Here is a 25,589-nt window from a genome sequence, read left to right on the forward strand (position 1 = left end):
GATCGTATCGGAAGTTGTCAGGTTGTTGCGTGCGGGTGAGATGCAATCAGAAAGCGAATAAGCCAGTCCATAACAAGGCGCTGATAGCCGACGAAGGGCTGAAGCCAAATTCGGACCGTAGCGCCTACGTTGTTCCTGTACTCAAACCTTTTCGTTTCCTTTCACTGCACCGCCTTCCCAATCGGCGTCCAGGGCTGGCTGAACTTGATCCAGGATCCAGATTTCACACCCAAAGGCCGATGCCACACATGAAAGGACGGCGATGAGATCCTTCCCCCCGACGGTCGTCGTGGGTCAGGATGACGTTGAAGTGTGAGGTAAAGGAGCAGTCCCCCAACCGCTCCCCCAGAGAGAAGAGCTGTCGCACCAGCGACTGAGGGGCGAATGCCCACAGACCGCCGGACACGAAAGCAGTCTCTGACTATGGATTTCCTGGTTCGAGATGATGCTGGAAATCGCTCACCTCATTCTCTCCCCCAAGCGCTTGTTTTTTCTGCAGGCTCAACCCCCTAACCCTTGTTCCCTCTCCCGCGGGGAGAGGGAGACTCTACTTGTGGACTTTTTTCTTCTTTTCCCGGTCCAGTAGCTCCTCGCAAGAGAGTGCGAGAAGCCACAAACCCAACACCATCAAGTCCCTGCTCCCCAGGGGAGAAAGACAGGATGAGGGAATACCTCTGCGAAGCCACTGCCCTCTTCTCAACCTCCAACCTCGCTCACTCCCCCTCCCGCAGCTCACGGACGACCTTTGCTGGGTTCCCGGCTACGATGGTGCGAGGGGGCACATCGCGTGAGACAACGCTTCCGGCCCCCACAACACATCCCGCACCAAGCGTCACCCCTTTCAAGATCAACGCGTTCATGCCAATGAAGACATCGTCCTCGATGACAATGGGTCGCGTGGACCCGGCGTTGAAGTCGGCAGCCCGCCCTTCCGGCGTGAGCGGGTGAAAGTCGGTATCCACTACCTGTGCGTTCCCACCCACCTGCACGCGATCACCCATCGTGATGCGAGAGGCGGCCACAATCGTCGCACCCGTAAAGCCACATTCCTCGCCCATCACGATCTCAGCATCGGCGCTTCGCGTGGCGAGCACGACAGGGTGGACAGGCGCCAGTGGATTCGACCGGGCCCACGAGCGCAACACCAGTCCCGGACCCGCTTCAATCCGGCTGCCTCGGTGTTTCTGAATGATGGGCCGCCCGAAGATGCGCCAACCGGGCTTCCATGTGATACCTTGCCATGCAAACTGCATCCGCACCAGCGGATAGAGGAGACGTCGTCGCATCTCCAGTCCCAGGAGCCAGGGCATATCGCGGACTTTCTGTGCAGTCGAAGGAGCATTCATACACGTTAGGAAGAGAGATGCAATGAAGATCGATCAAGCCAGCGCTGGTGGAGGCGTCCTGCCGCTGCAAGGCGTAAGATGCCGGGAGCATTTGCAACGGGTCAAAGCATATGATCAATGGGCAGCGGTTCAATAGTAATTGATTGTCATGTGGGCTGCCTCATTGTAGTAGTCCGCTCACCCCCCTGTCTGTCTACCGAGCTTCGCCGAAGGCGTGATCCTGTGGACATCTCCCCCTTGGAAAAGGGGGAGAAACCCGCAGGGAGAGGGGGTTCGAACAAGACGAAGCTCCGGGGTTTAGCCGCCTTATCACTTAGCGTCTATCCACTACCGATCAGCGGATGGTATTGCGTGGTCGCCCACTTGAATATACCCGCCCAATCACCATGGCATTCATGTCAAGAGACTCTATTTCTCTGTCACAGGTCAATCTTAGGGTAACGCATGGCCACCTAACGTACCGAGAATAACTCACCTTCTTGTCATTGCGAGCGGAGCGAAGCGCCCCGACCGCAGGGAGGAAGTGCTCCTGGGGTGCAATCTCATTGCTGGCAGACCAGATGTAGCCGTTCAATCAACGCCATGAGATCGCCGCGTCGGTCGCAAGCTCCCTCCTCGCGATGACAATTTCGGACCCTAACATTCAGGTTTGACAAAGTACTATTACTCTGTCACACGTCAATGTTTAGGTCATTTGACAACACGGAATCCCTCCCCCTAAATCCCCCTCCTCTGAGGGGGACTTCATGAGAGCGTCCTATGGTTCCTTCCTCCCCAGGGAGGAAGGGTAGGATGGAGGGGAAAACACGCATCGAAACCCAATCATTCAGGTGTGACACGACACTATGCATCATTCAAATGATAGGCTTCAGAGGTCCCTATACGTCGCAGCCAAATGCGTCCTTCTGCGTCTGGATGCTGCGACGTAAGCCGGTCAATGGCTTCTATATCGCGGGGGACCAACGCGTAAGCCCCCGTCTTCACATTAATCGCCACAAAGGTGTGATCTTCGGATTCAGAGGGAAGGTGCGGACGCACTTCACGCTCAAACAGCATATTGCCCCGTTTGATGAATTCGTCATCGCTGAGAAGATCAACATTCATGGCTGCGAGCGGTCTATTCGGCGACAATGTGCATTCTGTTTATCAAGTTAAACCGTCTTTAACTTCTGCGTTCCGGTCGCCGAGACGGGTTTCTTACAGTAATCAGGGAGTCACGTGTAACGAAGATCGATCAAGCCAGCGCTGGTGGAGGCGCTGCGCTGCAGTCAGGCGTGTGCGGAGCGCTGACTGCGTATCCAGTGTCTGCTCGAAGGCGGTGCGCACGGCGTTCTTAATGGCCGCACGCTGCTCGCTCGGTCCGGCGTGATAGCCGCGCTGCTCATGCAAGGCCGCCACATTTTCATCGGTGTGCTCAAACGGCACGAAATCCGTTCCAAACCGGTCGTTGATGCGACGCACAACAGGGCCCACATCCTGAATCACCGCCTCAAACGGAGCCATCACGTACTGCCCCCGATATGCCTCTAACGCTTCATAGAACGCGATCCACGCCTCAACCTGCAACAGAAAAGAAATTGGGGGCGGCCCCGCCGCTTCATCCGGCGAGGTATCGCGCGTCTGGTATCCCAACGCCGTGAGCGATATGACCGCGTCTTTGGGATCGCGAATCAGCACCAGCGTTGGAACGCCCAGCTGGCAGGCACGCATTGCATTGGCTGCCACATGCGTATGATGCGCCGTGTTGATGGACCCGGGCTGGGCAGCGGTAATCGCACTCACCGTAAAGCTATTCGCAGAGCGCGGAAACCCCTCCACACAGAGATCCGTCTCCGCATCCACCAAGAGCCGATCGTGCCCCGACCGGAAACGATACACGGCAAAGTACAGCGCCGGACGCGTCCCTAAAAATGTCTTGAGCCGAAAGCGCCACACGCGCAGCCAGCGGGCCAGAGACTGATTCATGCGATGCAAAGATGTGTGATAACAATACGTGACAGAAGACTCCCTGCCTCGTAACTGATTGTAGCCCATAGGGATTCGCGGCAGGAATATTCATTCCGTGCATCCGTTCTGCTGAGCAGTCGGCGTTTTGTGCCCGCACGTATCGTCGTTGATGCGCAGCACCCCCCGCATCGAACACACATCTTCTCATCTTCGTAGCACGGATCCGTATATCTGTGTACTTACCTCCCATCTATGCGCGTCCTTGCTCTCTATACCGATGCGTTTGGCGGATACGGCGGCATCGCTACCGCAAACCGGCACTTCTTGCATGCCCTGTCTGCGTATCCTTCAGTACATGAAATCGTGGCCCTCCCGCTGCTCCAGCCGGAGCCCATCACCCAACCCCTTCCCCGGGCATTGACCCGTTGTACCGATGGTTTGGGCGGAACCGGGGCCTACCTCCGGGCCCTAACGCGCTTACTGATGCGCGACCGTGCCTTCGATGCCATCTGGTGCGGGCATCTGCATCTCGTGCCCCCCGCCCTCGCCGCAAAAGCAGTAACCGGAGCGCCGGTCGTACTCCACATTCACGGCGTAGACGCCTGGACACCCAGTCATCGGCGACTCGTGAACTGGATGGTGCCTCTCATTGATCACTTCATCAGCGTGGCCGAGGTTACGAAAGAGCGGTTTACTACGTGGAGTGGTGTAGCCCCTGAGCGCGGGTATGTGGTGCCCAATACGATTGACTTCTCTGGACTCTCACCGGGTCCCAAATGCCCGAACCTTGTCTCCCGATATGGGCTCGACGACCCCGTAATTATGACCATGGGCCGCTTAGTTGGGCGCGAGCGGGCGAAGGGGTTTGACCAGGTGCTTGACGTGCTGCCCGCCCTCCTGGATGCACATCCTTCGCTCACCTACCTGATTGCCGGGAAGGGGCCCGACCGCAACCGCCTCCTATCCAAAGCCAAACAGCTTGGCATCCGCGACCACGTCGTGTTTGCCGGATACGTCTCCGAATCCGAAAAAGCCGACCATTTTCGTCTGGCGGATGCGTACGTCATGCCCAGTCAGGGGGAAGGATTCGGGCTTGTGGTGCTCGAAGCCCTGGCGTGCGGCATTCCCGTCATCGGAAGCACTGCCGACGGCACGGCCGAGGCCCTGCAGCATGGACGCTTTGGCACACTCGTAGCCCCCACCGACCACAGTGCGCTGCACGACGCTATTCAGAAGATACTTCAGAATCCACCGTCTGTCGACCCCGAGGCCGTGCGTGCCCATTTCGGCCCGTCCGCCTACCAGCGCCGCGTGCACGCCGTGCTGGATGCAATGTTTGCTGGTACGAGAGCGCAGGAACCATCGGTATCTTAGCGGAAATCGCTGTGGACATGAGCGGTGCCCGGTTATGGACTTGACAGACAGTGCGCTTTTCCTTGGCCCGGGATGAGTATTCCGACAGCTGTCGGAAGAATATCCCAGTGGGTCAGTGAAACCGGCTAAACATGTCATGCTGAACGCAGTGAAGCATCTCAACGCCTTGTGACCGGAAAGCCCTGCTGTTCAGTGTCAACGGGGGCCCCACGCGCACCGGGGCGTTATCGGACGCAGAGCGTCCATTCGTCCGTCGCGACGCCTGCTGGGACGCTCCAGCGTCCTCAACAACCTGCCTCCGCGCTGCTTCTCTCTGATAGCGATAGTGTTGTGTCTAAACTGAAGCCCCTTCGATGGGGCTTCATGAGGGCACCCGCCAGTTCCTTCCTCCTCGGGGCGGAAGGGGAGGCGGCCACACCTGACACCTGCTCTACATTCGCGTCGAACATGCATCCAACTCTACGTCAAAAAACTCCCCTCCTACCGGCGCAGCCGGAAAGGAGGGGTGCCCGCAGGGCGGGGTGGTCCTTGGACGAATATAGATCTCGGGGCTTTGCTCCGCTTCGCCCGGGATGACTTGTAGATGGGATAGTCGCTAACGAATCGAACCTATCCGGTACGTGCTTTCGGAGCCGACACGGCGATACCAGATACGTCCGCGGGCATTGGGACATTGCTCCACAAGCTGGCGTGTAGCCTCCATCGCGTCCGAATCAACCGCATACGCTCCCGTCTCAATATCTATCGCCACAAACAAGTGTGCATCGTTCTCCATGTCTACATGGGGCCGGACGTTTCTCGCAAACAGCGCATTTCCCCGCCGGGCAAATTCTTCGTCACTGAGCGCTTCGATATCCATGGGGCGTGCAAAGGTTGGTACAGCGATATATGTACTGGCGTTAGCATGAACGGCTACCGTGTGTACCAAAAACGAGACCCCCTTTTCCGGGTTGAGTCCGTAATCTTGTGTAATTGAGGCGAGCGAGTAGAAAAAGCCATCGCGTTTTGCCAGGTTGGAAGCGAGACCAACCAAAACCAACCAACATACTAACGATGGCTACTTTTGAGATTACAATCGACGACGAAAAGATCCAACACCTGCTTCGCGGCGATCTTCGCAGCGACTGTGGCATGGCAGCGCTGCTGGAGCCGATCCTGAACCAGATGCTGCAAGCGGAGATGACCGAACACCTGGGCGCCGAATCGGACCAGCGGACCGACACGCGGCAGGGCTACCGCAACGGGTCGTACAAGCGGCAGCTCACCACGCGAGTCGGAACGATCAACCTGGAGGTCCCTCGCGATCGGGATGGGACGTTTCAAACCCGACTCTTCCAGCGATACCAACGGTCAGAGAAGGCCTTGGTGCTGGCGCTGATGCAGATGGTCGTGCAGGGCGTGAGCACGCGTCGCGTGAAGAAGATCACGACCAAGCTGTGCGGACGCAAGTTTAGCAAGTCCACCGTCTCCCGGCTCACCACTGAACTTGACGGACAGGTCGAGGCCTGGGCCAAAAGGCCGCTGGAGAAGAGCTACCCGTTTTTGGTCCTCGACGCGATGCAAGTGAAGGTTCGCCGTCAAGGGGCGGTCCGATCGACAACGGTGATGCTGGCGGTGGGCATCAATGAGGCCGGTCATCGTGAGATCCTGGGGCTTGAGACGGCGTTTGGAGAGACTGGGGAAGGTTGGCGCCGGTTTATCGAGGGCCTGAAGCGCCGCGGCCTTTCTGGCGTTGAAGTGGCCACCAGTGATGCTCACGAAGGATTGCGAAGCGCTCTGGCATCGGCCTTTCCCGATTTGATCTGGCAACGCTGTCATACCGAGGAATTCCTCGGTGTACATTTTCGGCGCAATGTGATCGACCAGACGCCCGCGACGCTACGTGAGCGGATGCACGAGATACTTGACCAGGTGCTCGGGGCCTGCTCCCCAGAACGAGCCCGAGAAGCCGTTAGAGCCGCCTGTGACGAACTGCAAGGCGAGGCCGACCAAGCCCTGAAGGTTTTAGAGGCTGGCTTCGAGGACGCGACCGCGGTTTTGAGGCTTCCCGCGAAGTACCGCCGTCGCCTTCGGACAACAAACATGGTGGAGCGGTTTATCGAGGAGATTCGGCGGCGAGAAACCGTCATTCGCATCTTTCCGAACCTCGCATCAGCCCAGCGTCTGATCGGCGCTCTGTGTGCGGAACAGCATGAGGAATGGTCCACCGGCCGACGCTACCTCATCATGGACGAGTTCTTCGAGTGGAAGCGTCGGCTGGACATGGAGCCGGTCGCTCCGGAGGCCTCGACGACGTCGAAGCAACAACCAGCGGCTGTTGCCGCCTAATATGAAGATCTGGCAGAACGCCAATTACACAACGATCGGGACTTGATCCTTTTCCGGTTCCTGCCGAGCTAAGTGGACCCACAAAAGAATCTTTGGTAGCGGTAAGATGCTAAGTGGTCTACTCATTGCGACTCGCTCAAACCCCCTCTCCCTACGGGTTTCTCCCCCTTGGCCAAGGGGGAGATGTCCACAGGATCACGCCTGCGGCGAAGCTCGAAGACAGAGGGGGTTCGAACAAAACAAAGCAGCGGTGTCCGATCGCCTTATCATTTAGCGCCTATCCACTACCGAATCTTTGAGCATGTCATTGCGAGGAGCGCCAGCGAATACCCCCCTCCCAAATGAGCAGGGCCGCTCGATCGGGCAGCGCCTGCTGAACGCCGAGGAGATGGTTCCACCAAATGCCATTCGGCGGCCACATGGCCCTCCTCCGTCGGCCTTCGCTCACCATGACAGGTTTTTTGAAGGCGAAGGGCGGAGTGGAGTGGTCTGTACCATACACTTCTTGAATGACGCGCCTGCCTCACCAGCCGTCGCCAAAGATACGCTACACTAAAGCAGAAGAAGCCGAAAACCCAACACCATAAAGTCCCTTCTCCCCAGGGGAGAAGGACAGGATGAGGGGTATATCACTCACGCCCGTAGTTGTACTCACCCCTGCACGGCCCGGTACATCTCGACCAACCGCTGCCCCACGGTCTCCACACCAAACGTCTCCGCCACCGCCTCAGGACCGCGGGTGGCGCAGATGGCCCGCCAATCCGGACCGGCCAGCACCTCTTGCAGCGCTGCGGCAATGGTGACGGGCGTACGATCCGTGATGAGACCGAGATCATGCGCCTCTACAAACGCACGCAGCTGTACCGCATCCGAAATGACCACGGGAAGGCCCGCTGCCACCGCCTCCAGCACCGCCACACCGAAGTTCTCCTGATGCGAAGGCAGTGCAAACGTCCAACTGGAGGCCAACAAGCGCTGCTTCTCCGCCCCCGTCACAAACCCCGCGAACGACACGTTGTCGTGCAAGCCCAACGCCTCCACCCTTTCGTGAAGCGACTGAACGTACGTATCCGCCCCCGATCCAGCTACAATCAACTCAGCGTCGGGATGCGAAGCAACGACCTGCGCCCACGCCTCCAGCAGTCCCTTCACGTTCTTCTTCGGGTGCAGCCGCGACATGAATAGCACCGTGGGATGCGTGGTCTTATCCGCGCCCGAGCGGACTACATCACCGCGCCACGGCGGCGGTACGATGTGGGAGCGCTCCTCCAGCGCCAGATCGAACCGGCTCGCCTCCTCGCGTTCGGCCTCGGTCGTAAAGTGAATGGCATCGGCTCGTTGCAGCGCCGGACGGTCCAGTAGTCGAAAGTAGAGCTGCTTGAGCGTAGATCGCCGCGAAAACGTGTAGCGCGAAAGCGTGCCGAATGGACGCATCACTGTTGGAGTGGTGGAGGCGACGGCGATGCGCGCGGACAGGCTACTCACCGGGTTAAATAGCCCATGCACATGAATCACATCATAGCGGGATGCATGGCGGACCAGCCACCCCCAGAGTCCCGGCGCAACCACCCAGGCATGGCGCCCAACGGACGCAAACTCGTGCACCCGTGTTGTATCGGGCAGGGCCTCCTGCAGCCAATCTCGATCCTTGGCCGCCACCGCTGGCGCGGCTACCTCAACCGTGAGGTCCTGTGTGGCTGCTGCGCGGGCATATCCGATAAGCGATTCGGTGGGTCCGCCAAACGCACGCGATACGTTCGGCATGACATGGAGAATGGTCACGGCATGTGGGAGTATGATGGATCGAATGCGATGTCGTCGGTGTGCCTCTTGCCGTTGTGGGTCGTGCTTTTCTTGATCGCCTGATTCCCCTCACCCTTATTCCCTCTTCCCGCGGTATGAAACCCTTCCGGCCTCGAAGAAGTGGGCCGCCCGGACGAAGCCCGGAGGGACGCGCCCGAAAATTGATCCTGTTTGAGCGAGCCTGCGAGTGAGTTTGATCAATTTTAGCGGACCGGAGGGCGCAGTCAGGCCCAGTTCTTCCAGCCTTGATCTTTTTGGTTCGTTTTTGCATCAAGGCAAAAATGAACACCAGCCTATATTCGACGCCCACAGCTATTCCAGGTTGTGTGCATAGACTAGCCCGGGAGAGGGAGACTTCAGTTGAAAGGTTTTTCTCTTCTTTTCCTCGTCAAGTAACTCCTGGCAAGAGAGCGCAAGAAGCCAAAAATCCCACACTATAAAGTCCCTTCTCCCGAGGGGAGAAGGACAGGATGAGGGGTATATTTCTACCACTCGTAGCTCCTGCATCCTTGCAAGTCTGAATCCCCTCACCCTTATTCCCTCTCCCCCAGGGAGCTATCTGTTTAGCGGGCCTCAATGATCGCCCGGGATATCCGCTTCGCTCCTGATCCCGGGCTAAGGAACCCATAGCCGGGGACCGCTTGCGTCCCCGGCAATCTGTGGGGCGAATGCCATTGGCGCTGCACGTCCCCTGGACGGCACGTCGCTAAACACGTACGAGGGGAGAAGGACAGGATGAGGGGCATACCCCTTTCGAACCTGATGCTGCCTCTACATTCAGATCGAACACGCGTTCAAGTACCCAATTTCTCGTCAAAAACTCCCCTCCTACCGTGCGACAGCACGGAAAGGAGGGGTGCCCGAAGGGCGGGGTGGTCCGCACTATCCTTCCTCGATAATTAAGCCCTGATTCCACAAAAAGTCCGCGAAACTCGGTCCGGATATTTTTCTGAAGCTTACCAGCAACACCCTATAAGGAAGCATAAGAAACCGAACCCTCCACTACAAAGTCCCTTCTCCCCAGGGGAGAAGGACAGGATGAGGGGTGTACATCTCTCATATAGGCTCCATCTTCCCGAAAACTCGAATTCCCACACCTTTGTCAATTCACCCGCCATCCTCCAGATACCCCTCCAAAAACGACGCCACCCGGCTCCAGTAGCGGTCCCACGTATAATGCTGCGCGGCGGCGTGCGCCTCAGGCGCCATAGAATAGACCTGCTCAGGGTGCGCCACACACCAGGCCATCTGCTCAACCCAGGCTGCCGTGTCTTCAGCAGGTAGTATCCAGCCCGATTTACCAGGGGTTATCGCCTGTTTCGCTCCCGTTTGCTCACTCAAAAGCACAGGACACCCCGTGGCCAGTGCCTCAACCACGACCATCCCGAACGAATCGTGGCGCGAAGGAAGGACCAGCGCATCCGCCTGACGAAACCGCTCGGCCAGGTGCTCTTGCGACAGCCGACCGAGTCGTGTGAGCGATGGCGCATCCTCCCACGGGATTCCCGGGTCTTCGCCGCCTGCCACCCACACACGATGCGAAACGCCCTGCCGGTCAAGCTGGGCTGATGCCTTGATGAGCGTGTCGATGCCCTTGCGTCGCCCGGCATGTCCGGCAAAGATAAACGTGAAGGGCGTTTCGGGGGCTATACATTGTGACTCCTCTGCCTGCGCGAACCGTGACAGATCACACCCCACCGGAATTGCCGTCACCTGCTCGGGCGGGACCCCGCCTTCAATGTAGCTCTGCCGCGCCAGCTCCGAGACCGTGAGCACATGATCGGCAGCGGCGATTTCCTTGTCTTTGTGAGCCGTGATGCGCACATGGGCCGCGTCGGACTCCGGGTAGTCGTAGTGGCGGTCTTGCCACGCATGGTGAAAGCTCGCCGCATCCAGAATGGTGGTCATGCCCCGTTCGTGCGCAGCCCGAAACGTATGCAGCGCCGCGTTTTCGTAGCAAATGACAGCGTCGGCTTCTACTGTGTCAAGGCGGGACGCACACCAGCGGTCGAACCAATTATCGCCGCGATGCCCCAAGGAGACTGCTTTTGACGCTGGAAATACGGCATCTGCGACGCGCCGCACAAATGGGGCAACGTAGCAATGGTCTACACGGGAGGCCGGGTAATTAAATGTAGGTTGTGGACTCAAAGTCGCGACTGCCTTATAGATCGGACCTCCAGTATCGGGGTTGGCTGAGGGGACACCCGTCCAGAATGAGAACGAGTGTCCATGCTCATCAAGTGCACGAAGCAGATGCTGCACATGCTGGCGTCCAGGATGGGTAACGAGTAGCTTCATTTGCGCGTCGTGAAAACATCATGAGCAGCCTGTTCGATACCGTCTGCCGCATTTGCAATCGTATAGGTTGTCAAGATGCGGTTCCGAGCCTTCTGACCCATCCGCTGGACTGCTTCCGGATGTTCGATCATATGAACCATCCGCTCTGTTAGAGCCTGCACATTACCAAAGGGAAAGGTGAACCCTGTTTCTCCTTCTGTGATTAGATCTGGCGTGGATCCAACCCGGTCACTTACCAGGGCAGGCATTTCGAAAATCATGCCCTCGTTGAGTACGAGTCCCCACGTTTCTCCATAGTTAGAGGGAAGCACCATAACGTCTGCCGCGGCGTATGCTTCACCAATCTCTGTCTGGTTCAAGAACCCCGTGAAGGTAACCGGGACATCGTCGGGGACCTTAGCTTCAACCGCGGATCGCAATTCACCGTCACCAACCATCAGGAGATGAGCGGCAGCATCTGTGTGCGACACGGCCTCTACAAAGGCAGTAACAACATCTCTTGGGCGCTTTTTGTCGATAAACTTGCCACAGAAGACAAAGCATGTAGCATCCTTAGCAATACCGAATTGCTCTCGGAGCGCATTGCGCTTTGGTTTTAAGGATTGCCAATCTGAATCGAAACGCTCATTTTCGATGCAATACCGAGCCGGATACAAGACCTTCTCGCTAACACCCGCTTCGCGGTAGAACTGCTTGTTGCTTTCCCCGATGTACAGATACCGCTGAAATGGTTTAAGATACAGGCGGTGGACCAGTTGGATGGGCAGAGGACGCGTGCGCATCGCATTAGATTCTCCTCGGACCAGCAGGGGCGTACGTGAAAACAACCCTCGTGCCCATGCTCGCCACATATAGGGCGACTGCCACCCATGAATGAGCATCACATCTACGGCCTGATATGCTTCTCCAAAGGTGACAAACGTCGGAGCCTTTGTGTTCTCCGAATCACCGGAAGCCAACACCCTCCATGTGTATCCATCAAGCAACGGCAGATCCCAGCTAAAGGCGGTACCAAACCCCTCTCCTTGTTTTTCAGGATCGGGAAGCCGGTGGAAGAAGACAACCACCTCTAAGCCTTCGCGGTCTGCAAGCTCACGAAAGAGCGGAGCCTGATACTGAATTGGATGCGTAGTGACGATACCAAGTGTGAGCGGACTATCCATGTGGATGGGTGGTACGAGAAGAATGTCGAACAGATTGGATGCGCACCTCTTGCCGGCTCCAGAGCCAAACCGCAATGCCGGCGCAGAGCCAGTACATAGCTCCTGCATTGTGGTTGAATACAAAGTCGCCGGGGACTCCCAAAAGTAGCGTACCAAACACTGTGACGCCGAGCAGCGTTTCCCAGGCATTTGAAGCACGAATCATCGCAACCCAGGCTGTCCAGGCTAACCACACCTTCAGGGCAAAATAGAAGAGCCCTCCGATCACACCTAATTCAAGAATAACGCGGCCCGCCCCTCCTTCTACCCCAACGGGTATAGATGCACGTTGCCCACTCAAGGCGACTGCAGCTTCGTGAGTTCCTCCTGCACCATATCCAAAAACCCCAGCAACACTCATCTTAGATATCGGATCAAGAATGGTATAAAGAAAGCGTTGCTCCTGCTCGCCTGAACGTTGTCCAGATTCAATACGCTGCCCGATGGTTTCCCAACCTTGCGCAAGCCACGCGACTTCGGATATCAGGTATCCTATGGCAATTGCAACCACCCCGACTCCTACTGCAACCGAAAGGCCACGGTACCCCTTAAGAACCGCGTATAGAATAAGTGGAAGAGGGACCAGTGCTCCGAACACAACACTACGTGATCCAGACATGGGGCCGACAACTAAAGCGAGAATGAGAAACGCCCCTCCGAGCCACATGTGTGCTCGATCTCGATATCGCATCCCGGCAAGTAAAACACCCATACCGAGGAATATGCTGAGACTCAAGAAATTTTCCATGCCTCCTATGTAACTAAATGTCCCGACGATGCGGGGACGTCCAGCTACTGTTACGAGACGCTGTTCATCGGACACGTACTGGTTTACCCATGCGTCTATGGGTTGTTGGAACTGATACATTCCCAGCACCAGCACAGGTACAAACCCGAGAAGCAAAACCCAAAATATAAAACGTCTGGGATTCTGTATGCGCTCCATTGCCATAGGAAGCAGAATAAGAAGAGTGCTATACAGCAAATAACTCCGCACCCCAACAACACTCCCGATCAAGGTCGGGTAGTTCCAGTTGAACGCCTGCAGGAAAACAATGAATGCAAAACCTCCCCAAAGAGCAGGAAGTATTGTGCCTTTCAACGGGCGAGCGAGATGAAACCCATGCCGCATTCCGTACAGAACCACAGCCCCCAACAGCGCTACATCTTTTGCAATATAGAGTGGGGTTTCCAGGCCTGGTAGAAACCACTTCCGAAACGCCCCCTGCCAGATAATAAGCACAGCAAACAAACCAAGCATCCACACCCATCCCGGGGTTGACGCTCCTTTCTTCCGAAGTAACGCCGCATGGGGGCGATGCCTGTGCGTATGCCGCATTAGCGTTTCTTATTGATTTGGATGGTACACAGAACGTGTTGAACCCTGTGCTCTCGCATGTATTCCTTAGAGCGTTAGGTTGATCCGGATCAAAATTAGAGACTATCGCTCATTTAATTCAGGTTCCAGAGAGCTATTGATCTCTAAGATAGTCTCGCATAGTTCGGTAGAGGCCCAACGGATATGGAGCTATACGTTCGACAATTGTGTTCAACTTCTCGAATCTATCTACTTCTTTCTCGATGCCTCCTTCATTCTGATATAGGGATTCAAAGTGTTCAGCAGCAAATGCATAAAATTCAAGATCTGATGCGTTCGCCTCACGAATCATACCTATAGTCGAATCTGGTATTTCCGAGACGCTGGGACGCTTACCTTTTGTGACTTTGCCGCGGACATAAAATGGAGGTCGTGACCACTGCATTTTCCGCTTTATTAAGATGAGGCTTTCATTGTACCGTTCAGTAATCCCAAAAGCAGTAAAATCGTTCAGCAGTCTCTCTTTCGCTATTTGCAGAACTAAGTTGGTATCTTCAGAAGCATCCAGACCAGCAACCATTCTGGCCTGCAAGTTCTTTTGTCGCTTTGAGGCAAATTCTTCAAGACTCATACGCCCTACACTACTACTCGGATAGCTCATTTTGACCTGGTAGTATCTTGAAACGACTCGATTTACGGGATGTCGTAACATGGTAAAGTAGCGGTGCTCTTTCTCTACGTGTTCACCCAATCCGAATGGAAAGTGTCCAGAAATCAAAGAAAAGGATCGAAGATCTGATCGGGATACCTTCTCAAACCACCGACTTGGGTTTTTTGCCTTCCCCTCTTGCATAGTATAACAGTTACTCGGTCCATAGACCCATTTCAAAGCCGTGTTGAATGTAGTACCTCCTGTCTTGTGGATGTGTAAGAATAGGTCTGTCATATCTCTTGTCCTCTGTTTTCAATTGTCTTATAAAACACTTCCAAGTACTGCTCAGCAATTACATCATACTGACACAATATAATTACCTAACATTAATCCTTCATTTTATTTACATAAAATCTAATCTTTTTTGATAAAAAATTTGGTATCTCACGCGGCTCTTTGAGACCTGCTCTGACGAGTTCTTGCATTCGCTCCTTAATACGTTCTGAAGGTGTTTTTGTCTTCGGAAGAAATTGTATAACATCTTCTTGGCGCCCGACTCCTCTATCCAGGGGATCTGAGTAAAAGTATTCGTTCGCCTTAAAATATCCCTCCAGAATCTTACCCATCTTTTCGTTGCTTTTAAGGTCTTTCGGGTCAAACCAGTCAAGCCTCATCAGCTCAGCCATTTCTGAAAGCTGATGAACATATTTTTCTTTTACATGAGACTTGTGTACTTTTGCGTGATACAAAAGGGAAAAGAAGTGATCATCCACTGACGGCTTAAAAATGCCATTTTCTTTCTCTCGCTGGATAGCATTGATTCTTGCCAGATGTTGTAGTAATACCCATCACCTACAAATCGTATATCCGTTGGAATCGGCTTTTCACCAACGCGCAGCTTTCCTTTGTAGGGGTGGCTCCGCCTTTGCAGAACATTAGCTACCGAAGCAAATCGTTGAAAGTCTCTACAGAGAAAATCGATATCGGAGTCTTGAAGCTCCTCTGGCAATCTTTCGAAATTACGAAGTACTATGTATGGTACACTCACATTTAATATTTCAAACAGGTCTTGCCAACTTTCCCATCCATTGGCCCCCTCTAAGTCTTTATGCAATGTTTTTGAGATCACATGACTACTCTCAAGCACCTCACTTAGTAGATCAACACCAAGTAAAAGACTGCTCTGACATACAAACTCTTCAATATTGCTACTTGAGTGCACCTGAAATGCTTTGTCAAACTTTGACCTATATCTTTTTTTTGCAGATATAACACGTTCATTAGATGGTTCGATTGTACCTGAAGTGGACTTTTTCCAGGTGTATGTAGGCGATGGATCTCTGACTATTACGAGTCTAAATGGAGGCTCCCCTATTTTGTCACTGTAGCCGCTTGGCCCAACACCTGCCACTCTCTCATATATACCTCTTTCGTACAGCCTTCTTATGTTCTCATCGTATTTCTCATCACTCCAAAAGATGAGAAAGCTTCCCAAAAGATCAAATTTTGACCTTATATCTTTTAATATTTCCTCTTCTTTTTTTAGAGCTCTTGACCACAATATAAAACATGCAAAGTCATTGTCTAACCCTGTTGAAAGAGAAAATGCCCCCCTATCATTTCTGCTTTTAAAATGGACGTTGTTTATATCAAACATAAGATCGCTAACCTAAATTCTTGGACAGTTAAACTATAATCATGAAATCACACTTCGAAACACCTCCAGATACTGCTCAGCAATCACATCAATATCAAAACGGGCCAGGTGCTCATCGCGAGACGCTAACAGGTCCTTGCGGGTAGACACGGCGCGCTCGATACCCCGGGCCAGTGCCGCAGGGGCATCGGGCGCGACCAGAATGCCGCATGGACCAACGGCTTCGGAAAGACCGCCGGTGTCGGAGGCTACCACTGCGCATCCGGCGGCGATGGCTTCGAGGGCAACAATCCCGAAAGGCTCGTAACGAGACGGGACGAGCTGGATACTGGCACGCCGGGCATGCCTACGCAACTCGTCATGATCGACCCACCCCTCAAACGTCACCCGATCGCTGAGGCCAAGTGTGTTGGTTAGTTGCTCCAACCCGCTCCGCTCAGGCCCGTCACCACAGATTGTCAACGTGTATGATGCGTCCAGTTGAGAGAGCGCGTGTAGTGCCACATCGGCCCCTTTGACAGAGACCAGACGCCCAACAAATAACAGGTGATGCGGCTCGTCGGGAGCTTCGGTGGATGTGAAGTACGGCTCGAAGGGGTTGTGAATGACGGTGGTACGTCCTGGCGGCAGGTCTTGTGCGACGGCACTGCTTACGGCAAGGTTCGGACCCAGGTGCGCCGCCCAGCGCTTCAGTTGGTTGCGTATGCCTATCGTGTCGCTACCGGTCGGCAGCATGTTGTGGTGAATGAAGACAACAGGCGTTCCCGAAAGCAGTCCAAGCGGGAGCGACTTGAGAGAGATGCCGCTCTGGACGAAGATATCTGCGTCCTGCAACAGGTGCCACCAGGTGTCCAGCGACGGCTGACGTATTACATCAAGCGTATCCAGCGGCTCGGCACCTTCCAGCGGCGTCTGTGTAACGACCTTCACAGTATGGTCCTGCTCGTTCCAGGCCTCAGCCAACTGGTGTGCGACAGTTTCCATGCCACCAACAGATGGATAGAAGGGGCGGCTTTCTAAAAGAATTTTCATGTCTTGTTTTCGTCTCGAACAGGTAGATCCATCAGGTCTGGATGTCCTATGTAAGGTTGATACTTTCTCGCAACACCATCAGCAGAACGAACCCTTCTAAGATGCACCCTTACCTCTTGCCACAATCTATGGCGAGTTATCACATGCACAGGAATTTTGTCTACACCCAGAGCTTGTGCAATAGCAAGACGGTGCTCACCAAAGTCGCGCCATAATATTTCTCCATTCCGTGCTATGTCTACGCTCACCTCGTCAAGAAAGACAGGAATTGGGTCATTGGAGCTTGCATCTGTGTCTACTTGCGACTTGAGCTTGTAACCTTTTTTAGATATGGACTCAATTACACATTCAATGTCTTGGCATCTCTCTTCAAACTGATCAGGACTATTGTAAAACCAATTTTTACTATGCTGAACTTTTCCTGAGAAGTAATTTTTGAGATCCGTAGCCTCCCAACTGACCCCGTCTTTGATATATTTTTTGATGGCTCTGTTAACCGGCCTGGATTCAACAGGGGTTGTTTTGAGATCCCAATCCCCGGCAACAACTTGGTTTCGATTGGTGGGGCGACCTAGAGAAGACCTTTTTATTATATCATTTGGATCTATCCATATCAGCTTAGTAGCCCTTGCGTCCGTGTAGTGCTCCGGATCAATTATACGTAACGCTTTATAAATCAAGTCAATTAACTGATACTTAAGAGGCAGATAAGAAAGACCTGCGAAAGCAGTGCCCCGCAATTGCCGTCCTGCATAAAAAACGATACGCTGTAACAGCTTAGCACCACCTTGCTCTTTTAGAATAGCTTTAGCTTTTTCGAGAGCTGACATCTACCGACAGACGAGCTTATAGAAAGATGGATGACGCAAAAGCTTTGAGGCGACTACACACCTGCTAATTTAGCAACTGTGCGGGCTGTACACGAGAGGGCTTTCTGAAGACATATTTGAATATGCGTTCTCGCTACGTCATATGTGCTTTCAGTTGGATGGAGCATGTATTGTGATATTGTTGCCTGGAGCTGAGTCAGTGCTACTATTCTACCCTTTTGGGCACTGATGACCAGCAAGTTCGGGAGAATCATAAGACAAGGTTAAGAATAGACATCAGGTCGAGCATGGATCAGGTAAGAGCTTTCAGATGCTTTTCGAATTGGGTGGCCAGGTGATGCCAGTCATATTTCGATATTTTCGGTTCGTAGGGAGATTCCATCCGAAACGCACGCACGATTCCCTCAGCAAAAGCCTCTGCATTCGGATCAGCATACACCACGTTATTTAAGTCTAACCGGCGGACCTCCCGAATTGGAGGGGATACTACTGGTTTTCCAGCGGCCGTGTACTCAAACACTTTGATTGGCGACCGACCATCATCATACGAAATGCCGGGCACAGGATACAGCCCGACATCCGAAGCTGCAAAGAAAGAAGCAACGTCTTCATACGGCACTGGGCCGACATAGATAAATGTATCTTCAGCATTTGGCATTGCACTTAACTGCTTTACAAGCGCCTCCGATTTACCAACGAGTAGACATTTTAGGCCTGGAATATCTTCTTTTGCTTTTTGCACGGCCTCAAGGAAGTACGGACTGTCCATGAGACCGATCAAGCTTACAAGTGGGGCATCCGTACCGATACCATATTCTCGCCGAATTTGGGCTCCAGATGCTTTTTGCAGCGCAGCAACATCAGCTCCATTGGGGATATAGTGTACGTTCTCGTTAAGCTGGCGGGCCTGTTCTTCAGCAAGTGCAGACACCGCAAACACCGCATCGGCCTGTTCTATGTAAGGTCGCTCAGGAGGATGGGGGTTCTTCCACTTAGCACAGTCCAGGTAGTCAAAGACAATAGGAATATCCAAATCAAAGGGGGGGAAGCCTGTCATGTAAGCGGAGTACGCTACGACGAGCACATCGATCTCTTCGGCCTCAACAATGTGCCGAATATCGCGCTGGAACATCCATTCGTTAAGCCATAAGGCATCCCGTTTATTGTCGCGAAAACGACGCGTTACATCCGGGAGGCGGCGCACATGATACGCCGTACGTCCATCCTCCAGCGTTGCCTTGTAGAACTGAAGGCCCTTCCGAAAAGCCTGCACAACCGATTCATTTCCGGCTTCCCATGTCACTGATATGATGCGGTGGCGGTCTTTGAGGTGACGAATCAGGTGCTGATCACGCCGAACAGATCCGGGTTGAAATGGGCTATGGGGGATCCAGAGGATGGTCATGGACGGTGTTAAAATCTGAATTTAACTTATTGTGGATCCCAGTTATCTATGTGATACGTAATTGACTGACTCGATCCTTGTACCCTAAGGACATTACTCTCATCGCCATAAAACGTAGAAACTTGCACTACTTGGTGCTCGATGCTTTGATACTGATATCTTCGAGGTCAGGGTGGCCGATATGCTTTTTGAGATTATCCGGCACATCCTTGATAGTGCGAGCTTCTGCAAACGTATCACGAACGTGTTGCCACTTCTCATGTCTTCCCAAAACGTTAACGGGTATTGACTTCAAGTTGAGAATGCGCGCTATCGCATACCGGTGAAAACCATCGATCCAATAAATTTGACCGTCTTCCCCAACGACAACAAGCGGCTCAAATCGTTGCTGGTATGCGCTTTCGGTTGCTCGCACGTCCTTATCGGGGACAGAGTGTTCTCTTTCGTAGTTAGGTATATATCCGTTATCTCTGATATCCTCAAATAAATGGTCAATGAAGGAGCACCGAATTGCTTCAAACTCTTTCAGGGTATCGTATCCTGAAAACGAATCTCGATTAGGACTTTCAAAAACCTTTTTTGCTTTTTTGTATAGTAACGTGTCGCTCCAATCAAGCCCCTCTTCAAATCTTTGCCTTAACGATACAAGTACTGAGTTTTCTTCCATGAGCCAAAATTGAGGGTTCGCGGGCTGGTGCCAATCACCGCTGCTAACCTGTCCTAACCCCCATAGCTTCGGTGTATTAGAAAGCTTGACTGATATGAAGTATTCCACATCCACGGGGTTTACATCTATCGTCTTATATGGATTAGCCGGGGCTGTATACTTTAGCTTCTGTAATTTATAGCGCAGTCTCGTGTAGAAGTCAAACTGCCGTCTTCCCATCATAATACGAATTTTAAGAGCCTGCTTTACAGACTTTGATAAAGGACCAAGTCCTTCACTACGACAAACATCAAGCGCTTTCTTAGATAGGCGAATTCCTTCACGGATCATAGACAGGTATTAAATTTTTGATTTATTGACTTGCTTTTTACTGTAGTATCTGTTTTATGCGACGCATGGGATACAACAAGTGCTCAGTGGCTTTGGGCCCTACCATACAATCCAACGCAGCCAGCCACGACCGATTCCGTTCGGGATTAAAGTTAGCCGTTACCGCTTCAATGTCATGGTAAAACTGGCGAAAGGTCTCAAGGTCGTGCCCAGCTACGATGTGGGCCCAATTCCAGATTCCTTCAGCAGCGGCCTGTCGATAGGAGGGCCGAATCAAGCCTTTTTCTTCAAGCAGAGAAAGGCCACGCTTGATGAGGTCTACTTTCAGTGCGTAATAATCTGAACGCCGTGTACCTGTCTTACGAGAATCGATTCGAGGGCCATCGTGCTGTCTACTAATGCCAACTACGTCGTTTATCCCAACAAATGCTAATCCACGGCATGCGGTGTCTATAAGAAACCCATAATCTTGATGATATGGTAATGATAAATCCCAATCAATGGCCTCAATCGCACCGGTTCTAAAAAGGTATTTATGAGGAACGGTCCACATGTGTTCTTTAAAGACGGTTATTACAATATCCTCAGACGGGTGCTCTTTGACAATTCCCCTGTAGCTGTTTTCGTTTTCAGAGTAAACGCGTAACCGTCCATAGCAAGCATCGGCTCCTGTTTCATCGAGATGTGTGGCTTTCTTTGCTAATGTACCTGGCGCAAGCCAATCATCGTCATCCAGAAATTTGATGTACTGCCCAGTCGCTTCTTCTTTCCCTGTGTTACGTGCGACCTGTGCACCCTGGTGATCTTGAAAAATAGGGCGAACGCGGTCATCGTTGTTTTCTTTTAGGAACGATCGTGTATCGTCTGTACTTCCGTCATCAACAACAATCACCTCTACGGTAATGTCATCATTCCCTGCAAAGCAACTGGCAATCGCTTTCTGGAGGAAGTAAACCCGGTTATATGTCGGGATGACAATCGATACGTCGGGAACGTTAGTGTCCATCTGTTTCATTGGCAAGGCGCGTATATATCGACTCCAATTTGTCAACGGCACGTTCCCAGCGCAGTTCTTGCACCCGCTCGTATCCATTCTGGGCTATCGTCCTGCGCAGTGTTTCGTCTCTGGCCAGTTGATCGAGCGCTTGTTTGAGATGAGGACTACTCGGATCTGGCAAGATAAGAGCTTCTTCACGATCGGTGAGCGTATGAGCGAGTCCCACATTCGTAGCCACGACCGCTGCTCCACAGGCCATGGCTTCGGCAATAACTAATCCAAAGCTCTCGTAGATCGATGGGAGCACAAATACAGAAAGAGAATGGTACCAGTCAATCAAGTCTGGACGCTCAAGAAAAGGAATGACCTCTATTTGATTTCGGACTTCTTCCGGAAACTTAACCCGCACGTCTTGACCTCCAACCCCCACTATACTGAATGTCCAACCTGGATGCTCATCGAGAAATGAGCTTACGTCCTCTCGAATCAGGTCAATGCCCTTGCGTGGAATCCACGACCCGCAGAAGCCAAGACGCTTTTGGCGCTCTATGTCAACATCCTGCCCGATGAAAGCCTCTGGAAGTGGGTTGCTAACTGGACAGATCCGTTCACGGGAAACATAGCCCTGCTTCTCAAGAAACGGCACATCATATGTGCTCACGGTCACAATCGCATCCGAGGCCTGCAAGCCCCAGTCATACACCGCCGACAGATCGGCTTGAAACCATCGGGATCCAAGCCTGGCCTCTGAATCTGTCTGTCGCTCCACGGCAGTCCGGTGCTGTTCAATGCCATTCGAGTGATGTGCAATGCATACATCCGGCCAGAAGAAGCGCAGGAGGACAGCACAAAGCCATGACGGTGCTCCCCACAATTCTACGAGATCATACGACCCATTTCGATATGCGCGTATACCAAAGAGCGCCATCAGTATAGGGTACAGGTAGCGACGGCCGCGGTGCACATTCCAAATGCGCCACTCCTCGGGTCCATACGCATCAACCGTATGCCCCCGCTTTCGCAACCCATTGATGTATCCCGTAATGACGTAGCCACTGCCCTGGTAGGGGTTGTGCGGATCGTTGCTGATAGAGAGAATGCGCATCCAATACTAAAGCCAAGAAGAGAGGTATTACGAAAGGGGATGACTACTTAAAACCAGCTGTTTTCCTTTTGAAGATCTCGGTAGCCCTGTGGTCTGCGTATATCTGTCTCTTCAATGTTGTTCTCTAAGAGCCCCGAGCGTATGCTCGTACCGCCTGTTTTAGGGATGTGTGTGAAGAATATAGCCATTCAAAAAATTAGCGGTAGATGGATAATCCAAATATAATACTACAATATGCCGTGCTTATCGCAGCTTTAATCACCATTTATAGTCTGGATCCTGCATTTCATTAAGGTTATTATAATCGGGTTCGACTTTCTCTGTATACCAGTCAATGCCATAGAGATGTGTTATTTCCAATATGCGGTTAACTTGCTTTTTGGATAGGTGATTTTTCCATTTTTCAAGTTGACGGGTGCGATTTTCAATGTGCAAGTCTTCAGAAGCTGATGCAGATGCCACATTCACATTTTTTTTTCATTGGTTCTGTTACACCTTCGCCGATCGCGCTCATCATCCGTTCTAACTCTTTTTCGGGATACATTACAATTCTTTCATAGGGGATGAGAACCCAGGGGTAGAGGTGTTCTTCATGAAGCAGAGCTACATAGTAGTCGAGAGCCCAGATATGGGCTAACATTTCAAGCTTCGAATCAACTTTATTTATATATGACTCAAATTTTTCTACTATGTTTTGTGGAAGATTGCGTCCAACAATCCGTTCGTACGTGTCTTCCCCCCGGTTCTTCATTCTTGACTCTCGCCATCCGCCATGTTGTAGCATAGAACTTACTACAGCACAGGGATGCCGTATAATCACATACATTTGGCGGATATCAAACGTGTTACTTATCCAACGAGACATACGAAGTCCGCGAGTGAGCTTCGCTATCACTCTATCGTTTTTGATCAAATCAGCAAATTGTCCCAGAAGAGAAGAACTTGCAAACCGCCATCGCCAGGATCTCCCCACTTTTCCTTTAAAAGACTCATTTATATATTTCCTCACACTGTTGGGGACTTCGGAGTGCGAATCAACATACGTCCTGATTCGAAAGGGACTATGAGCAAACGGTTCGTTTAGGTATTTATACCGGTTAAGCGTCCGAAATATTTCACCCATCCATGTCGTACCTGATCTTCCAGTTCCTGACAGGACGATGGTATCTTCAATATTTGATTGGGGACTCCACTTTTCTACTTGCGCATGCACACGTTGCCGCCAAGAGGACGGTGGAGGCAGAAAAAGGTCCGATCTCGTTAAATCTGGTAATGCTTGCATAAATACGATTGCTATGACTCTAATCCGGGCATTCTTTGATAGTCTGCTTCAATATCGGACGAATAGAAATCCAACTCAAAAGCAGATACGAGTTCGAGAATCCGACTAATCTGTGTATTGGATAGTTGCTCCTTCCATTTACTTAGCTGTTGGTACGGGTCTCGCACCTCAAGGTCTCGTGAAGCATATCGCGAAGACCTGTAAATTTGTTTTTTTACTTCCTGATTTATACTCGCACCGACAGAGTCGAACAAGCTTTTTATTCTATCTTCTCGCTCGAGAACTAATTGCTCATAAGTAACGAGCGTCCAAGGTGTACCGTAACACGAGTAGTGTACAAGCGGGATATAGTAGTCTAAGCACCATATACCATTTCATCCAGTTTCGTCTTCAATGACGCGAGCACATCGCTAAACTTCTCTTGGACAGGTTTCGGAATATCAAAGTCGTGTCCATCCGAGGGTGACGAAAATTCCTCGTCGCTCCATCCTCCATGAGCTAACTGTGATGCAATGACAGCACACGGGTGCCGTATTATCAGCACGATTCCGCGAACTGCAAACTGTTTATCCAGCCAATGCAGTAAACGGCCAGCACGACAAAACTTGACAACCAGCTTTCTTCTCGTCAGGTGCTCAATCATACGGCCGGCAGTTGAGTCAGCATGGTAATGCCACAAAGGGCCGTGTGATATTTTTCCTGAGAGTACTCGTTCGAAAAAATGGCGCGCTTTTTCACTACTCTCGTCGGGTCTAATGTGAGTCCGCCACGAAAATCCCGCAGACCTGGCATCCGGGCTGTTTTTCAAGAAAAGGGGCTCGTTGAGTGCTTTATAGTCAGGTAAGCAGTGGAAAAGTTCTAAGAGCCACGTAGTGCCCGAGCGCGGGGCACCAGCTATGATAATTGTGTCTTCGACATCTGAGTCAAAATAAGAGGTGATTTTAGATCTAAGTAAGCTTTTCATTTAAGGAGTTTTTGTTTTATACGCCCAAGCTGGAAGCCAAAGAAACTGACAACCAAACAGAATATCTTGTTTATTTTTTTGCTTTTAGCAAAAATGGTAATGACTTCAGAGAACTCCACAAATGCCTTTTTAAACTTTTTTGCAGCTATTAGTCTTGATACAAAGCTTATACAAGAATATAGCACTTTGTCCTCAAAGTAGCTTTGAAGTTTTCCTTTGCTATGAAGCACTAAAAGCTCTTTTAACGTGTTGTTTGTTGCTTCAGCGCGACTTAGGGAGGCATTTGTACTCCACATGCTACCATCATGCGTCCGATACACTGCTGGCTCGATCTCTTCCTGATAGGCTCCTTTACCGTATTGTCCAACCAGACTTATCAAAAACTTATCCCCATTCATCACGCGAAAGAATCCTTCTGGGTAGCTTTCGACTACATTCCGAAAGCACAAAGACAACGTGAGTAGGAAAGGGCCTTTCATCAACCCCTCCCGTGAAAAGTCTCGTTTGTTGTCATCAGGAAGCTTAGACGCTGATAACTGCTTCCCAGTAGTATCAACAATCGATGCATCGTGATGTGAGAGCACATATTCCGGATTCGCTTCCAAAAAGTCTACCTGCTTCTGCAGTTTTAGCGGATCGGTCCAGTAGTCGTCGCCTTCGCAGATCGCGATGTATTTGCCACGAGCGACAAAGTGGGAGTAGGTGAATTGAAACCGCCCAGTGGGGCGTCCATGGATTGCGATGTTGTTTTCGCGACGGTGGAGGAAGAGGCGGATCTGATCTGGATGCTGATCTGCGTATTCCTTGCAGATCTCACGCGTGCCGTCTTCAGACTCGTCTTCGCCGATGATGATCTCAAACGAGAAATCTGTCTCTTGCATGAGTACACCATCCAGGCAGTCTCGTATGAAGTCGGCATGCTGGTAGGTGCTCACATGGACAGAGACCATAGGCTCTGGCATCACTTCACACACCCGGTTCGGGTATTCCTTGACCGGTGCGTGCTGGTACTTGGCCTTGAACGCGTCAAAATCAATCATCCTCGGCGA

Annotated in this window: 22 protein-coding genes; 2 read left to right on the plus strand and 20 right to left on the minus strand. The window is 52.1% G+C overall.

The window, feature by feature from the left end:
• Positions 1 to 713: 713 nt before the first annotated feature.
• From ACZ5AL_RS12215 to ACZ5AL_RS12225, 3 genes are all read right to left on the minus strand, one after another.
• Positions 714 to 1,346 (minus strand): acyltransferase, encoded by a 633-nt coding sequence (locus ACZ5AL_RS12215; RefSeq protein WP_464510702.1) that lies wholly within the window; start codon positions 1,344 to 1,346, stop codon positions 714 to 716.
• 843 nt (positions 1,347 to 2,189) lie between these two features.
• Complete coding sequence (locus tag ACZ5AL_RS12220; protein ID WP_464510703.1) at positions 2,190 to 2,450, minus strand: hypothetical protein; 261 nt, start codon at positions 2,448 to 2,450, stop codon at positions 2,190 to 2,192.
• A 102-nt stretch (positions 2,451 to 2,552) separates the two neighbouring features.
• Positions 2,553 to 3,311, minus strand: a complete 759-nt coding sequence (locus ACZ5AL_RS12225) for a hypothetical protein (RefSeq protein ID WP_464510704.1) — start codon at positions 3,309 to 3,311, stop codon at positions 2,553 to 2,555.
• Positions 3,312 to 3,545: 234 nt separating this feature from the next.
• On the opposite strand from ACZ5AL_RS12225, the gene ACZ5AL_RS12230 reads away from it, so the two are divergent.
• Positions 3,546 to 4,667, plus strand: coding sequence for a glycosyltransferase family 4 protein (locus ACZ5AL_RS12230; protein ID WP_464510706.1), 1,122 nt, complete (start codon positions 3,546 to 3,548; stop codon positions 4,665 to 4,667).
• 595 nt (positions 4,668 to 5,262) lie between these two features.
• Here the strand turns inward: ACZ5AL_RS12230 and ACZ5AL_RS12235 are convergent.
• A complete protein-coding gene (locus ACZ5AL_RS12235) occupies positions 5,263 to 5,700 on the minus strand; it encodes a hypothetical protein (RefSeq protein WP_464510707.1) in 438 nt (145 codons plus the stop codon).
• A 20-nt stretch (positions 5,701 to 5,720) separates the two neighbouring features.
• Here ACZ5AL_RS12235 and ACZ5AL_RS12240 point away from each other — a divergent pair, with 20 nt between their 5' ends.
• Entirely contained in the window at positions 5,721 to 6,995 is a 1,275-nt protein-coding gene (locus ACZ5AL_RS12240; RefSeq protein WP_464510708.1) for an IS256 family transposase, read from the plus strand.
• Positions 6,996 to 7,646: 651 nt separating this feature from the next.
• Here the strand turns inward: ACZ5AL_RS12240 and ACZ5AL_RS12245 are convergent.
• The 16 genes from ACZ5AL_RS12245 to ACZ5AL_RS12320 all read right to left on the minus strand — a co-directional run bounded on the left by ACZ5AL_RS12245 (position 7,647) and on the right by ACZ5AL_RS12320 (position 25,580).
• Positions 7,647 to 8,759, minus strand: a complete 1,113-nt coding sequence (locus tag ACZ5AL_RS12245; protein WP_464510710.1) for a glycosyltransferase — start codon at positions 8,757 to 8,759, stop codon at positions 7,647 to 7,649.
• Positions 8,760 to 9,905: 1,146 nt separating this feature from the next.
• The gene (locus ACZ5AL_RS12250) at positions 9,906 to 11,099 is read right to left on the minus strand and encodes a glycosyltransferase family 4 protein (protein ID WP_464510711.1); all 1,194 of its coding nucleotides are present in this window, start codon (positions 11,097 to 11,099) and stop codon (positions 9,906 to 9,908) included.
• Positions 11,096 to 12,262: a glycosyltransferase family 4 protein gene (locus ACZ5AL_RS12255; RefSeq protein ID WP_464510713.1), complete on the minus strand. Its 1,167-nt coding sequence runs from the start codon at positions 12,260 to 12,262 to the stop codon at positions 11,096 to 11,098. Before ACZ5AL_RS12255 ends, ACZ5AL_RS12250 begins: the two co-directional genes overlap by 4 nt.
• Positions 12,255 to 13,562 carry a hypothetical protein gene (locus tag ACZ5AL_RS12260; protein ID WP_464510714.1) on the minus strand — a complete coding sequence of 436 codons (1,308 nt, stop codon included), beginning with the start codon at positions 13,560 to 13,562 and terminating at the stop codon, positions 12,255 to 12,257. Before ACZ5AL_RS12260 ends, ACZ5AL_RS12255 begins: the two co-directional genes overlap by 8 nt.
• 211 nt (positions 13,563 to 13,773) lie before the next feature.
• On the minus strand, positions 13,774 to 14,565 hold the full coding sequence (locus ACZ5AL_RS12265) for a sulfotransferase family 2 domain-containing protein (protein ID WP_464510716.1): 792 nt from the start codon (positions 14,563 to 14,565) through the stop codon (positions 13,774 to 13,776).
• Between the two features lie 92 nt (positions 14,566 to 14,657).
• Positions 14,658 to 14,957 (minus strand): hypothetical protein, encoded by a 300-nt coding sequence (locus ACZ5AL_RS12270; RefSeq protein ID WP_464510717.1) that lies wholly within the window; start codon positions 14,955 to 14,957, stop codon positions 14,658 to 14,660.
• 29 nt (positions 14,958 to 14,986) lie between these two features.
• Positions 14,987 to 15,928, minus strand: a complete 942-nt coding sequence (locus ACZ5AL_RS12275; RefSeq protein WP_464510719.1) for a hypothetical protein — start codon at positions 15,926 to 15,928, stop codon at positions 14,987 to 14,989.
• A 39-nt stretch (positions 15,929 to 15,967) separates the two neighbouring features.
• Positions 15,968 to 16,912, minus strand: coding sequence for a glycosyltransferase family 4 protein (locus ACZ5AL_RS12280; RefSeq protein WP_464510720.1), 945 nt, complete (start codon positions 16,910 to 16,912; stop codon positions 15,968 to 15,970).
• A gap of 44 nt (positions 16,913 to 16,956) precedes the next feature.
• Positions 16,957 to 17,790: a hypothetical protein gene (locus ACZ5AL_RS12285; RefSeq protein ID WP_464510722.1), complete on the minus strand. Its 834-nt coding sequence runs from the start codon at positions 17,788 to 17,790 to the stop codon at positions 16,957 to 16,959.
• 292 nt (positions 17,791 to 18,082) lie between these two features.
• Positions 18,083 to 19,195, minus strand: coding sequence for a glycosyltransferase family 4 protein (locus ACZ5AL_RS12290; RefSeq protein WP_464510723.1), 1,113 nt, complete (start codon positions 19,193 to 19,195; stop codon positions 18,083 to 18,085).
• Between the two features lie 127 nt (positions 19,196 to 19,322).
• Entirely contained in the window at positions 19,323 to 20,192 is an 870-nt protein-coding gene (locus tag ACZ5AL_RS12295) for a hypothetical protein (protein WP_464510724.1), read from the minus strand.
• A 37-nt stretch (positions 20,193 to 20,229) separates the two neighbouring features.
• A complete protein-coding gene (locus tag ACZ5AL_RS12300) occupies positions 20,230 to 21,198 on the minus strand; it encodes a glycosyltransferase family 2 protein (protein WP_464510726.1) in 969 nt (322 codons plus the stop codon).
• Entirely contained in the window at positions 21,188 to 22,294 is a 1,107-nt protein-coding gene (locus ACZ5AL_RS12305) for a glycosyltransferase family 4 protein (protein ID WP_464510727.1), read from the minus strand. Before ACZ5AL_RS12305 ends, ACZ5AL_RS12300 begins: the two co-directional genes overlap by 11 nt.
• 439 nt (positions 22,295 to 22,733) lie before the next feature.
• Positions 22,734 to 23,159: a hypothetical protein gene (locus tag ACZ5AL_RS12310; RefSeq protein WP_464510728.1), complete on the minus strand. Its 426-nt coding sequence runs from the start codon at positions 23,157 to 23,159 to the stop codon at positions 22,734 to 22,736.
• Between the two features lie 772 nt (positions 23,160 to 23,931).
• The gene (locus ACZ5AL_RS12315; protein ID WP_464510730.1) at positions 23,932 to 24,540 is read right to left on the minus strand and encodes a sulfotransferase; all 609 of its coding nucleotides are present in this window, start codon (positions 24,538 to 24,540) and stop codon (positions 23,932 to 23,934) included.
• Entirely contained in the window at positions 24,537 to 25,580 is a 1,044-nt protein-coding gene (locus ACZ5AL_RS12320; RefSeq protein WP_464510731.1) for a glycosyltransferase family 2 protein, read from the minus strand. Before ACZ5AL_RS12320 ends, ACZ5AL_RS12315 begins: the two co-directional genes overlap by 4 nt.
• Between the last annotated feature and the right edge of the window lie 9 nt (positions 25,581 to 25,589).

This window comes from Natronotalea proteinilytica, from assembly GCF_055379935.1.